Here is a 12487-nt window from a genome sequence, read left to right on the forward strand (position 1 = left end):
CTCACGCACGGAAGCGTCGCATTCGCGTATGTAAGTAGTCTTAAGCATTGTCAGATACGTATTTCTGCGCAAAGGGAAACGCGATGCGGCCCGTTGATCGCGACCGCACCAGGCTGATGGAGAGAAGAAGAAGGTAGCCGACAGAGGGTGCCGGCCGAGTCGGACGTGCGTTGTCGCCGCACCGCCGCAGCGGATCCCTATGGGAGGGAGCTACGAGTGCGGACGTTTCTCTCACTCACGGGTGGAAGCTTTACGTCCGCTCCTGACTTCGACGTACGGCCTCCGCGTCGGCATACAACTGAAGCTCGCGTAGCAAGCTTGACAGTGTCGCGCGGCGTTCGGGCGCCATATGACTGGACGCCACCCAGTCGGTCCCATACGTACCTTCGCGGAGAATGTTCTCCAGAATCTTGTGCGCCTTTGGCTTCATCCGCACCAGGATGCCGCGCCCGTCGGCGGGGTCTGGCCTGCGCTCGACCAGTCTCATCTGCTCCAGCCGGCTCACGCACTTCGTGATGCCGCCCAGTGTCATCGCCAACGGCTTCTGAAGTTGCGTCGGAGATTGCGTGTAGGGCGGCCCGGAAATCAATAGCGCGTCAAGCAGCAACAACTCGGCGGCCAGAATGCCCTGACTGGCCGCGGCCCCCTTGAGAGCGCGGTCGATGTGCGCAGACAGCCGAAGAAGCCGTTGACCGATGAGATAGACGTTCACGTCCTCTGCTGGCCACTCGCGCGCCCACGCCGCAGCCTGTACGTCCAGCACATCGCTTGCGCGGGGGTCCGCTGGCGCCTGCAACGCCGCGCATTCGGCAAGAAACTGCTGTTCGGCCTGGGGGCGCTTCGAATAGAGCGCGTCACCACTGCCTTCGTCAGTGACATCGACCCAGCCGGCTTCGCCAAGCGCGTCCAGATGACCGAGCACGCTTGCGCGCGACATGTTCAGTTTGCGCGCCAGTGCAGGCGCGCTCTGCGTACCTGCGCTCAACAGCGTCAAGAGTTGTCGTCGGGAAGCGTGGGCGAGTGCGGCAAAAAGCGGATCAGCGGACTTGTGAGCTACCATACCATTGTTGATCGATCAGGGCCCGCGTGCCGGTTCGCAGAACAACGATGTGAACAAGAGCGCGATTGACACGGACCGCAACTTGACGGCCCACGCCTGTACGCTCGACAGGCGCCGTTTCCTGTAACGCAGGCCAATTCGGCCACGCTAAGTTACCAGAAAAGGCCAACACCGAAAGCAACGCCGAAAACCCTCGAATCGACTCGCATTCAAAGTAACCGAACGGGATAGGCGCAAGGGATCTGAAGATCAGTCGCTGATCATTGCGTTCAGGCGTGCGCGAATGACGGACTGCGCCTCGGCTACCATCCGATCGACAACCTCCGCGACGCTGGGCAAGTCGTGAATCAGCCCGACGGCGAGCCCGACAGGGAATGCCCCATCGTCAGCGTCACCGCGTTGCGACGCGTCAAGCCAGCGCTCTGCGCCGATCATTGGAAACAGGCTCGCATAGTCGCTGCCGCCAGCTTTCTCAAGAGCCAGCACGTCTTCCACGAGGCGGTTGTTCAGCACGCGCGACGAGTCGTGCACGCTACGTCCAATGACCCGGGTGTCCTTCTCTGTCGCAGCAAGCATGCGTGCCTTCACGGCGGGATGCAACGGCGATTCCCGTGTCAGCAGGAACCGGGTGCCAATTACTGCACCGTCTGCCCCAAGTCCCAGCACAGCGGCGAGCCCGCGTCCGTCGGCGACGCCACCTGAAGAAAGAATCGGCAACGTCAATTGGTCCGCCGCGGCCGGAATTAGCACCAATCCCGGAATGTCGTCCTCGCCAGGATGGCCTCCGCACTCGAAGCCGTGGATACTGACCGCATCGGCGCCGAGTTCCTGAGCCTTCAAGGCGAAGCGAATCGACGACGGACAGTTGTGGATCACCTTGATCCCCGCTTTACCGAACAGCTCGATATACTTCGCCGGGTTGCTGCCTGCCGTTTCCATAACCGGCACGCCCATCTCGACGATGACGCGGCAAAAAGCCCTCGTAGTCCGGCTTGATATTGGGAAGAACGGTGAGGTTGACGCCGAACACCCCTTGGGTCAGCGTGCGGGTCCGCGCGATTTCCCTGCGCAAGCTCTCAGGCTCGATGTGGGTATGAGTAGAAAGAAAGCCTAGACATCCGGCATTCGCCACTGCAGCCGTCAGTTCGGCAAGGGCAATACCGCGCATGCCACCTTGGACGACAGGATGACGCACCTGAAAGAGTTCGGTAATACGGGTCTTGAGCATGGAGGTTGATGCGTAATTGGCGGGATCGGCGGGAGCGTCTAAACGGGATCAGTCGAAGCGCGCTTCCGAAGCAGTCACGGCCCACGCGTCCAGTTCCTGAGACATCGATCGTTGGACGGCAGTTTGAGCAAATGAACGCCCTTGGACAAAGCGCCGCGAATCACCGTCATCGCCGTCACCATAGGCGAATTGCCGGCCATGATGTGCACGAGCCGCGGCGGGAATGCGCGAATCCGGTTGGGCGCGCCGCGCACGTCGCGCGCTTTCCATCCGTCGATCACCTCGGTGCTGCCGAGGCTTTCGACGACTTCAGGCAGCAGCTGTTCGCGGTTAAACATATGCTGCATGTCCTGATAGGGGTAATCGTCCTTTTTTTGCCAAATCTGGCGGTTTCTCCGCAGAGCCTTTATTTATAAGGCTGCCGTCGGCTCTGAGTGTCGTCCGGAGGTCCCAAGGGTATCTGCGATAACATACCTGCCCGCGATTACGGATCGCGCGCCGTTGTCGGGAGACGGAGATGCCAGGTCTGCAATTTCGCTATGTGGGAAAAGATCGCCTGCCCGCCCGACTTTCGGAATTCGATGTGGAGCGCTACTTCGCGTTGACTGACAGCGATATTGCCGCAGTCAACGAGCGTTTTCGGCGCGATCACCGTGCCGGCGTCGCGATCCAGTTGGTCTTTCTGCGCGCCAGTGGCCACACGCTCGAGCATGTCGGCACACTGCCACGCCAACTGTTGCGCTATGTCGGCGAACGGCTCAACCTGTCCACCCCGACGATCGCCTCCCTCCGCACGCTCTATAAGCGCTATAAGACACTGTATGAACACCAGCTCTGGACCTGCGAATATCTCGGCATCGCGTCGATCGGACCGAAGCACTGGGCGGAACTGGAAGCGTGGATGCGAGAGGACGCCACCGAATCGCTCACGCTCGACGAACTGCTCCAGCACGCCCATTGCTGGCTGTATGAGCGTCGCGTTCTGATACCCGCCGAACGGAAGCTGAGAGATCTCGGCGGTAAGCGCCGAGATAATGGCGGTCGTTACGGGATCCATTGCACGCTCCTGCCCGGCGGCATAAGTCCAGAGCCGGTCTATCGGAGATCGTGACGCGGGTACGCCCGGCTTCTGCGTACCACTATAAGACGAAGGAGCATGGATTTTTCAGGAAGAAATGCCGGATCAGAAGCGATGGCAACTCACAGCCTTTGACAGAAGACTCGGCGGTGTCGTAGACCATCTATTCCCATAACAACACGCGCTCGCTACCGGAAAAACGACGGACGGCAACTGTGTCAGTTGCCAAAACACGACCAGACGATCCCAAACCCGAGGGAGTATGTTTAATCAACCTTTGGCTAAAAGCACGAGTACGCGCAAACCCAAGCAACCACGCTTAAAACGGACACTCGGCTCTTCGTCCTACCGTTGACAGTCGACTTTGCGACCGCACCGTCACGCATCGACTCGTCGCGTTCTCCTTGGGAGGATTATCGACCAATCCAATGATCAACGATGTCACTGGAATCTCGAGTCAACGCATCGTCAGGATCTTGGGGGCGAAAGTTGCCAGCGTGCCTCCGCCTGTCGTCACCCAGTTGCACGTGCCGGCGGAAATGGTGTTTGCCACAACTGTCACGATGCATCCAGAAAAATGGATGAGCAGTACGTATCATCGACGACGCAACGAGACGCTCTCCTATCCGATTCGCACTGCGAACCCTCGCCAAACCATAGTAGAGAAGCGACAAAAGACCGCACCTGCCTCTTTTCTCTGACAGTCTTGATATTACAACCCGTGATTCACCAAAACAGTCAACTTCGACTTAGGTGGATCGCAACGGCAGGATGCTACGTAGAGAATTCTGCATCCACTTGACCATACGTTCGGAATCCATATGGAAACGCGAACCGCGGTGACCACTCCAAGCCGCCCTTGAAAAACGGTGATCACACGGGATCAAAGCAGGCGGATTCTGAAGCGGAGGCTCCCATGAATGCGACCAACGGCGAAAATCCGCGTTTGAACTTGAGAGACGATATCGCCCGCTGCGAGATCTGCATCTCGCTCGCAGCGCGCGCAGGTGTGCGAATTCCCGAAGACATCCTGCGCGCCGTGAAGAACGCGCGCGCGGATTTGGAGCGAGGCGAGATTAGCCCCGAGAGAGAATCCGCGTTCTATTACGCGATGGCGTATATCGTGGCGAAAGCACCTTATCCCAACGCGAAAGTCGCGGACGATCTGAAACGGTGCTCGGAGGTTGTGTCGCACGCGGGACTCAACGGCAAGAAGCTCGCGGGATCGGATGTCGATGCGCTCGCCGCCGCGCGCCAGGCACAGAGGGATTTCACGTGGTCTCCCACGGTCGAAGTGCCGTTCTATGATGCGATGAGCCGAATCACCGAAGCGGTCGCGCCGGTCGTCGGCGAAACGGTCGGCGCCGAAGCGCGCGAAGGTGCGCGCAAAGCGATCAGGAATTATTCGTACTCCGCGGCGGCGCTCACTTTGGTCGTGCTCGCGCTTTCGTGCCTTCTGTTCGCGATCAAAGAGATATCGGACGACATCAAGGCCGTGATCCAGAACAACGACCCGATCGCCCTCACGATGCACAATCAGTTGCAGGCTTATGACGCCTCGATCAAGAAGGCAAACGACAATATCCAGCACGACACACTTGCGCAGATACAAAATTCGCCCGAAGCAGACGCGATCAAAGAAACCTTGCAGAAGTTTGCGACCAACAACCGGCAACTATATTCCGACATTCAGCGAACGGGGAGCATCAGCAAGCTTTTCTTCTGGGTGCCGAATGCGCTTGGGGAGCGGGTCTATGGGCTCTTCGGGGAAGATTGGGGGGAGGACTGGGGCATCGTGAGAAAACAGTATGCGAAGGATTGCAAGAGGGACGTCGGAGGGGCACCACTGCCTGGCGATTGGGAGTGCTCGACCGAGTCCATGCGTGCCGCACTGGAGATCGATATACCGTTGTTCAACATTGGCGTCTCGGCCGACAAGAAAACGGTGATTCCTGAAGACACGGTGAATCAGGGCTTTCAAAAAATCGCGCTCTACCAGCAGATTCGCGCGACGGCGAAGTATGCACTGGACAATATCCTGACCTTCGTCGGAATGACGACTGGTTTCGTGCTGCCCATCCTGTATGCATGGCTCGGCGCTAACGCCGCGATCCTGCGCAAGCTGCGCGACGACACCGCCGCGTGCCTCTTTCATCCAGAATATTCGAAAGTCGCCAATCGCTCGCATGTCATCACTGCCGTGATCGTCGGCATCTCCATCGGATTATTCAGCGACATCGTGCAGGAGGGAAAGACGCTGTCTCCACTGGCAATCGCATTCATCGCCGGGTACGCATCGGACAGATTCTTCCAGTTCCTGGATCGGCTCGTGGCGACGCTGTTTCCGTCGGACTCAAGCCGCGGCCAGCAACTGCCAGAGCATGAGGGCGAAAGCCAACCGCGCGAGGGAGTCACGCGGCAACCCGCGCAGTCTTGAGCAAATTCATGCCCACCGCACTGGTGGCGGCCCTGTAACTAGGGCGGCATCCGATCAGCGCCGCTATCTGCCGGCAAGCCGTGTCCATCGGGCTTTTGCTGAACGACAGGTAGCGGCACGATCGAATGGCTCCATGCACCGAGCGCTTGTGATGGTGATGTGCGTTGGGGGCCGCACGTTGCACTGTACGTTTCGAGCAGGATCAGGAGTGTGTGCCGCTCGACTCATGGCTTTGCCTAAGTTCTCACGTGGAGACGATGCGGAAAGACCGGGCAGATTCGTGCCCGACATGGCTCCTTTGCGTGAGCTAAATCGGATTAACAGGAGGCACTTATGTTGGCAACGAAAGTCGGGCTCGTCGACACGACGGGTACAGTCGATACTCAAACGATGGCCGCGGTGGCTGCGGCGCTGAATGTGCAGGTGACACGGGATTTGCCGAAATACTGGCCAGTCAGCGCCACGGTCTCATATCTGGCCGATCACAAAAAGATCCCCCAGGGTGTATGGCCCGTCCAGCTCGTCAAGAGCCTGCCTGCGGACGAAGGGGGCTTTCATATGACTCGCCATAACCAGCCCTACGCGAAAGTCATCGTCACGCCGGGCAGCGAAGAATGGGCGGTCGATGCAAGCCACGAAACCATAGAGATGCTTGTCGACCCAAATGGTAACCGGCTACAGACCTCGAACTCGATCGAGATCGCAAACGACAAGATCCAGGATGGCACGGGTCGATTCGAATATCTGGTTGAGGCCTGCGATCCGTGTGAAGCCGATGCTTACACCTACATGATTGATGGCATAGCGGTGTCCGACTTCATTACGCCCCACTTTTATGACCCCAAGGTTGCCCCGGACGCCCGGTACAGCTTTACAGGAGCAGTCGAGCGTCCGAGACAGATATTGCCGGGCGGCTACATCAGCTGGGTGGACCCAACAACCAACGAGATGCAGCAGATTCTCTGGGTCGATCCGGGTCAACCACCCGTCCTGCGCAATCTCGGACCGGCAACAGGGGGGAGTTTGCGTCTGTTCATCGAGACTCAGACCTATCACAAGAGCCGTGAGAAACGACAGGCACTGAAGCCGGAGGTGAAAGCAAAGAGAGCGGTTTATCAGGAAGCGCTAGCCGCCGCGGCCACGGCACGGGCCAATCACTATAAGTAAAGACACGTCGACATTTCTCTGAACCGCTTTCATAGAATGCCGAAGGCGAGGACGCGTAAAGATTTGCCGCCCATTTTTCCACGAGTCTCTCGCCTCGACGTACCAGTTGTCACGTTTTTGGGGTCAGCGGTCGGTCCGTTCGGGGCGGCGTTTCCGGCCGCGTGCCGCACAGGCCGCCAACTGTGAGCTCGAAGAACTCGCTCTCTCACGTGCGCCTGTGAGAGAGCTTTCAATGATCAGTCGCCGACTGTCCCGCCAAGGACGGCACTACATCATGGTTTCCGGGATCGACGATATGAACGTGAACTCATTGGGTAAGCGGCTCAGCAGGGCCGGTCCGCGATTCGCGCGCGCGTAGGGCATGATGTGAGGGCGTGGGGAGGTCCGGATAGATCACCTGTGATCGTGCCCATGATCGGCGATCGTGGACGCGATCTATCTGGATCTACCCGGTCAAACGGTGGGCATGGGCGCAGCGTCCGATTCAGTTTGTCGGCCACGTTCCAGGGAAGCAGTTCGTCGATGCGATTGATCTTGTGATCTGCGATGTGAGTCAGGACGTATTTCAGATAGGCCCGCGGATTGATGCCGTTGAGCTTGCACGTTCCGATCAGGCTGTACATCGCCGCCGCCCGCTCACCGCCATTATCGGAGCCGACGAACAGGTAGTTTTTCCTGCCCAACGCGACACAACGCAGGGCATTTTCTGCGAGCACGTTACTGATTTCGGCGCGGCCGTCCTCGCAGTAGAACATGAGCGCCGCCCAGCGGTTCAGCGAGTAGTTGATCGCGCCCGTGAGCGCAGACTTCTTCGACAGCGTCGCCAGCTTGGCCCTGATCGTCGATTCGAACGTGGCGAGCAGAGGCTTGCTCTTCTCCTGCCGCACACGCAACCGCTCATCGGGAGGCTTGCCGCGAATGTCGGCTTCGATGCTGTAGAGCTCGCCGATCATCTCGAGCAGCTTTTGGGTATCCGGAGTCGGCGTGCGTACGTGAACGTCATAGATGTACCGCCTCGCGTGATCCCAACATGCCGCTTCGTGGATGTCGCCGTTCGCGTACAGCTTATCGAAACCTGCATAGGCATCCGCTTGCAGGATTCCCTCGAAGTTGGCGAGGTGGGTTTGCGGATGAACACCCTTGCGGTCCGACGAGTACGAGAACCAGACTGCAGCAGGATCGGTCGAGCCCGAGCGGCGATCGTCGCGCACATAGACCCAGAATCGACCGGTTGTCGTCTTCTGGTTGCCCGGCGTGAGGACAGGAACCACACGATGCCCCTGCCTGGGGCGGCCATCTTTCGCTGCGCTCTCCGACATCTCGGCAAACCCTCCTCGTTCACGAATCAGCTCACATCATGAAGCTGTCTCTCGTGAAGCGGGGAACGGCCCTGACGAGCCGCATACACTCATTGGCGCGGTACCGGCCAGATCTCCGTTCTCCCGCAAGGCGCGGACCATTGCGGCATGTCCGTCTCGTACGGGCATGGCCAGGTGCCCGAGATGAGCCTAAACAGGATCGCGCCGACTGATAGCCCGAATAGCGCAAGCGTCGCGCTACCGACGCCGTCGGCAATTGCATCATTCAGTCCGCCGCCAGCCGCAAGATTGTCGAGACTGAGCACTGCCGGCAGCACATTGATCCACCCCCGGTAACGGCGCGCAGCGAGTCCGAGCAGCACTGCACAGCATATCCAGACCACCAAGCTCGGAGGCGCAGGTAGCATGGGGCCAAACGCAGCGCTCACGACCGATGCACAGGCATCCCACATACCAAACGCAAGCGCTAGTTTGAGCCTCGTGCTCCAGCCCAGCGTTGTCACGCCAATGACGAGGCAACAGACAGAGCTGTCGAGTCCCAGGACGAAGATCGACGCAGGGTTGTTCATGAGTCGCTCCCAAGAACGTATACAACCGGACGATGTTCAATCAGGCGAGGGTCAGGACCAGCAGCTCGCCGCCGTATGTCGGCACCAGCACCCGGCCGTCGACTGCGATAGGCCGGTTGAACTTCGGGTGCAGCAGATTCCAGTTCCAGTCCTCCGAGTCCCATAGCGGCACGAGCTGCCCGCTTCCGTCAGCGTAGCGCCCGAAAGCTTCAGCATCGTAGGCGAGAAGGCGAGAATTCGTAATCGTTGTATTGGCATTCCCGTAAGGCACCATCGCCCAGACGATGGCTGCCTCGCCGCCGTTGGCTGTCAACGCGATGCTCCATCCCGGCATACCCCCATAAGGATCCGTGCACTGCGCTGACGCATAGACCTCGCTGCATGCGAGGTACACCGACAACTTGTCTGGATTAAGTTGCCATGCGCGCAAGTTGCCGTTCTCGCCGCCGCAATAGTGCATCCATCCGCGCGTTGCCGATTTCCAGACGACCGGCGTGCCGTGCAGATGGTGACTCCGGTGTGCAGCATATACGTTAAGAGCAGCTGGATCGGTGGGCGCCGGGTTGACCGAGGGATCGTAGTAGGTATAGAGAATGGGCGGAGCGGCCAGCTTCGCAAAATTCGCTGCCACGTGAGCCGGTGCGAGATCGGCCTGACTCGTATTGCCAGGCTCATCAAGGCGGACCGTATAAAGAATGCCATCCTTTCCGGAAACGAGCGCAATGCCGAGTTCCTCGATGAGAACAATGCCCGAGGCACCGAGATCCTGATCGCTCCACGTCTCGTCCACAGCCTCCATCCCGAGGCTCGCCAGATAGGGTCCCACGCGAAAATTTGACGGCACGCGCCTGGGCAACAGGGCGGCGACAGCTTCGCCGCCCGGGTTCTTGCCCATGCGCCCATCATCCGTCCATGGGGTCCACCACCCGGTCACCTCGAACTTGCCGTTCGCGTCCTTTGCAGACGGCGCTAGATAGCGAAGGCGCACTACGCTCTCGCCGAAATCGACGATGCCATCGAACTCTCCATTGCCCGTGACGATCCAGATGGAGCCGTCGCTTTGAATGGCCGGTCCCGATCCGCTCATCCAGATCCCCCCTCCGCTCCCACGCGCCGTCGAGCACCAGGACGCCGTCTGTTTCCAGGTGTGGGTATCTACCGCGATCAGCCAGCCGCGCGCTTCTTCGTCGGTTTCGGCAACGGTGCCGAAAGGCACGAGCACCGTGCCGTCGACCAGCGCAAGCGCTGCGCGCTGCTTTCGTTCCCGCGATCTGAACTGGAGCGGACGCAGGTTATGGCCCGGGTCAAACGTCACGCCCTCGAAAGCAATTGGGGAATGTGTCTGCTTACCAGTCGCGATATCGAGCGACGCGAGGTAGTGCCGTCCATCGGCCCAGTTTCCATTTTCGGTCGACCAGTAGCACACGTAGAGGCGGTTCGTCGAGAGATCGATGACGGGCGTCGACAGGATGCCCCAGTGCACGTTGATCGGGTGCTCGTCTATTGCAACTGCTTCGTTGATCGGCGTGCCGAGATGGGTCTGCCAGAGTTGCGCCCCCGTATCGGCATCCCACGCGTAAACGCAGTTTCCCATCGTTGCCTGGAAGATCAGGTCATGCGTGCCGCCTGCAATCTGCGCGCCGGCGACATAAAGCGGCTGTGCTTCGTGCCGCGGATCGTCCGGCGTTTTAAGCACGTGCGCCTGCTTGATGCCACGCGAGCGCACTGCCTCAGGCGTCAGAATGCTCTCGTCAAGTTGTGCTCCCGTGCGGGCACTGTCGAACGAGCGGGTCGTAACTGAGACGTTCATGGCCGACTCTCCTCCAGATGTTGCGCGCCCTGATAGGTGACCTTGAGTTCATAGGGCACCATACCTGCAAGCCCCGAGGGGTGCGCACTCAGTGTGTGCCATCCCTGCTGGCCAGTGATCGCCACGAGCGCCGCCGCCGGCTCGCCATGGTGGATAGTCTTGCTCGCGATCACGCCGCCATCGGGCGCGGCAATTTCGAGCGCTATCGAAGCGCCTTGCACCCACGCTGCCCCATTCGGGGGTTCGAGAACCGCGTGTATCGGGCTGCGCAAACCGGCATAGACCCGCGATGCGTTCACTGCGCCGTTTCTTAGAGCAGGTATATCGAGATCTTCAGCTCCGAAAAAAGTTTGTGACGTCGTGCGCGGCTGGAACTGAAACCCAGCGTCAAATCCCGACCGTGAAAACACAAGATAACTTTGTCCCGAAAGATACGCGTTGGACGGGATCGCGAAGCTCACACGTCCTTGCGCATCGGTTTGAATGTCTGGATGCTTGCCCGTGTATTCGTGCAAGCTCACGTTTGCGTCAAACGCAGTTTCGCAAACAATTGTGTGCCCGCTCGTCGGGTCAAAATTGAGCGCTGTGAGCAGGCCGGGATACCCCATGCGTTCGAGCACGATTACATGACCGTCCAGATGCCTCGTGACCGTATTCCCGAACGCAAGCTTCTCGTGGATCCAGATCAGGTTGTCGATCCATGGCTTGAGACCATAGGCACCAGGCCACACATCATTGCCGAAATAGTCCTTGCCGTAGACGAACGGGTAGCCCTCTGTGGTCAGCAGAAACGCGTAGGCGAGCATCTTGTTGGAAATGATCTGCTCGCCCGGCGTCGTATCTGTATCAGGGTTATCGACGAAGGTGCAGGCAAGAAAAGGATTGCGGCTCGCGTAGCCCGCGCCGTCGAGCGCCGCGACATTTGCACCGTCACAGGCGGCCTGAAGCGCCCAATGCAGTGCGAAATCCGCGACCAGCGAGCGTGACTGCATCGGCGGTTGAGTTACCCATGCGTCGAGCAACGCAGGATTGCCATCGAAGTATTCTGCGTAAGCGAACTTCGATGCCATCGCCCCCGAACGCATAAACTGCGACACGAACGGTGCCCATGTGCCTTTTACGTCGTCGAATCGCATGCCGTCCGCGTCCGTGGTTCGGAAGAGCCAGTCCCCGAAGTCGAGCGCATCATCGATTGTGTAGCCGGGCGGCGCGCAATTCTGATAGACCTTCTCTCTCCCGAAAGGGAAATCGTCCTTAGGTGCTGGTACGGCGTCTTCGGGACGAAACGGTGGGATGGGATCGTGGTTCCCGGTACCGCCGCGGAAGCACCCCGGCTCCATCCGCCCACGACCGTTAAAGGTATGCCGATCCGCGCCCAGATAGCGAAAAGTACCGGGGCCACCGTTTTCGCCCATGAGTTGGTGAAGAACGATATCCAAGTACACATCCAGACCGACGGCATGACAGCACGCGACCATCCGACGCAATGCGTCGGCGCCTCCATAGCGGGTCGGAATACTTCCCTGCTGGAGTTTAACTCCGAGATCGCGCGGGTCGAAAACGCCGTAGCCATCGCATCCGGCGCCTTCGCCGCCTTGTGCCTTGCTCGCTGGAGGCAGTTGGAGGGCGGTGAACCCGGTTCGACGCAGGTCCGCTGCCGCGCTTGCGAGAACGTCCCAAAGCCAAGGCGCACCCGGTTCAGTGCTCGGCGCAGGAACGGTGACTTTCTCGCCGCCTTTCACGAAACGGCCCCAAGCGATGAGTGCCACGCCCATAATGATTCTCCTGCAAGCACGCTGGTGCTCCAGCCATTGATCAC

At 59.5% G+C, this 12487-nt stretch carries 10 protein-coding genes and 2 pseudogenes; 4 read left to right on the forward strand and 8 right to left on the reverse strand.

Translation table 11 applies throughout. From position 1 onward, the window contains the following. Positions 1-250: 250 nt before the first annotated feature. The 4 genes from OKW41_RS01260 to OKW41_RS01275 all read right to left on the reverse strand — a co-directional run bounded on the left by OKW41_RS01260 (position 251) and on the right by OKW41_RS01275 (position 2698). Positions 251-1060: a MarR family transcriptional regulator gene (locus tag OKW41_RS01260; protein WP_429571266.1), complete on the reverse strand. Its 810-nt coding sequence runs from the start codon at positions 1058-1060 to the stop codon at positions 251-253. A 249-nt stretch (positions 1061-1309) separates the two neighbouring features. Further along, positions 1310-1999, reverse strand: coding sequence for an NAD(P)H-dependent flavin oxidoreductase (locus OKW41_RS01265; RefSeq protein ID WP_429571267.1), 690 nt, complete (start codon positions 1997-1999; stop codon positions 1310-1312). Next, positions 1950-2288, reverse strand: coding sequence for a nitronate monooxygenase (locus tag OKW41_RS01270; RefSeq protein WP_429571268.1), 339 nt, complete (start codon positions 2286-2288; stop codon positions 1950-1952). Before OKW41_RS01270 ends, OKW41_RS01265 begins: the two co-directional genes overlap by 50 nt. 74 nt (positions 2289-2362) lie before the next feature. Beyond that, positions 2363-2698 carry an acyl-CoA reductase gene (locus OKW41_RS01275; protein WP_429571428.1) on the reverse strand — a complete coding sequence of 112 codons (336 nt, stop codon included), beginning with the start codon at positions 2696-2698 and terminating at the stop codon, positions 2363-2365. A 107-nt stretch (positions 2699-2805) separates the two neighbouring features. Between OKW41_RS01275 and OKW41_RS01280 the strand changes: the two are divergent. The 4 genes and pseudogenes from OKW41_RS01280 to OKW41_RS01295 all read left to right on the forward strand — a co-directional run. Next, a pseudogene (locus tag OKW41_RS01280) lies at positions 2806-3303 on the forward strand (DUF4158 domain-containing protein); the annotation flags it as partial. 491 nt (positions 3304-3794) lie between these two features. Further along, the gene (locus OKW41_RS01285; protein ID WP_429571269.1) at positions 3795-4067 is read left to right on the forward strand and encodes a hypothetical protein; all 273 of its coding nucleotides are present in this window, start codon (positions 3795-3797) and stop codon (positions 4065-4067) included. Positions 4068-4678: 611 nt separating this feature from the next. Continuing rightward, positions 4679-5803 (forward strand): hypothetical protein, encoded by a 1125-nt coding sequence (locus OKW41_RS01290; protein WP_429571270.1) that lies wholly within the window; start codon positions 4679-4681, stop codon positions 5801-5803. Positions 5804-6136: 333 nt separating this feature from the next. Beyond that, complete coding sequence (locus OKW41_RS01295) at positions 6137-6970, forward strand: hypothetical protein (RefSeq protein ID WP_429571271.1); 834 nt, start codon at positions 6137-6139, stop codon at positions 6968-6970. Between the two features lie 494 nt (positions 6971-7464). On the opposite strand, the pseudogene tnpC reads toward OKW41_RS01295, so the two are convergent. The 4 genes and pseudogenes from tnpC to OKW41_RS01315 form a co-directional block, all read right to left on the reverse strand. Beyond that, a pseudogene (gene tnpC, locus OKW41_RS01300) lies at positions 7465-8238 on the reverse strand (IS66 family transposase); the annotation flags it as partial. 140 nt (positions 8239-8378) lie between these two features. After that, the gene (locus OKW41_RS01305; RefSeq protein ID WP_429571272.1) at positions 8379-8858 is read right to left on the reverse strand and encodes a hypothetical protein; all 480 of its coding nucleotides are present in this window, start codon (positions 8856-8858) and stop codon (positions 8379-8381) included. Positions 8859-8898: 40 nt separating this feature from the next. Beyond that, on the reverse strand, positions 8899-10668 hold the full coding sequence (locus OKW41_RS01310) for a PQQ-binding-like beta-propeller repeat protein (RefSeq protein ID WP_429571273.1): 1770 nt from the start codon (positions 10666-10668) through the stop codon (positions 8899-8901). Further along, positions 10665-12443 (reverse strand): hypothetical protein, encoded by a 1779-nt coding sequence (locus OKW41_RS01315; protein WP_429571274.1) that lies wholly within the window; start codon positions 12441-12443, stop codon positions 10665-10667. The genes OKW41_RS01310 and OKW41_RS01315 overlap by 4 nt, the downstream gene beginning before the upstream one ends. Positions 12444-12487: the final 44 nt, after the last annotated feature.

It is taken from the genome of Paraburkholderia sp. UCT70 (assembly GCF_050434085.1).
GTDB lineage: Bacteria > Pseudomonadota > Gammaproteobacteria > Burkholderiales > Burkholderiaceae > Paraburkholderia > Paraburkholderia tuberum.

Bases quoted from the DNA above. Each gene is read 5' to 3' on its own strand.
- OKW41_RS01260 (WP_429571266.1), bottom strand. From the start codon at position 1,060: ATGGTAGCTCACAAGTCCGCTGATCCGCTTTTTGCCGCACTCGCCCAC.
- OKW41_RS01285 (WP_429571269.1), top strand. From the start codon at position 3,795: ATGATCAACGATGTCACTGGAATCTCGAGTCAACGCATCGTCAGGATC.
- OKW41_RS01295 (WP_429571271.1), top strand. From the start codon at position 6,137: ATGTTGGCAACGAAAGTCGGGCTCGTCGACACGACGGGTACAGTCGAT.
- OKW41_RS01265 (WP_429571267.1), bottom strand. From the start codon at position 1,999: ATGGAAACGGCAGGCAGCAACCCGGCGAAGTATATCGAGCTGTTCGGT.
- OKW41_RS01315 (WP_429571274.1), bottom strand. From the start codon at position 12,443: ATGGGCGTGGCACTCATCGCTTGGGGCCGTTTCGTGAAAGGCGGCGAG.
- OKW41_RS01290 (WP_429571270.1), top strand. From the start codon at position 4,679: ATGAGCCGAATCACCGAAGCGGTCGCGCCGGTCGTCGGCGAAACGGTC.
- OKW41_RS01305 (WP_429571272.1), bottom strand. From the start codon at position 8,858: ATGAACAACCCTGCGTCGATCTTCGTCCTGGGACTCGACAGCTCTGTC.
- OKW41_RS01310 (WP_429571273.1), bottom strand. From the start codon at position 10,668: ATGAACGTCTCAGTTACGACCCGCTCGTTCGACAGTGCCCGCACGGGA.
- OKW41_RS01270 (WP_429571268.1), bottom strand. From the start codon at position 2,288: ATGCTCAAGACCCGTATTACCGAACTCTTTCAGGTGCGTCATCCTGTC.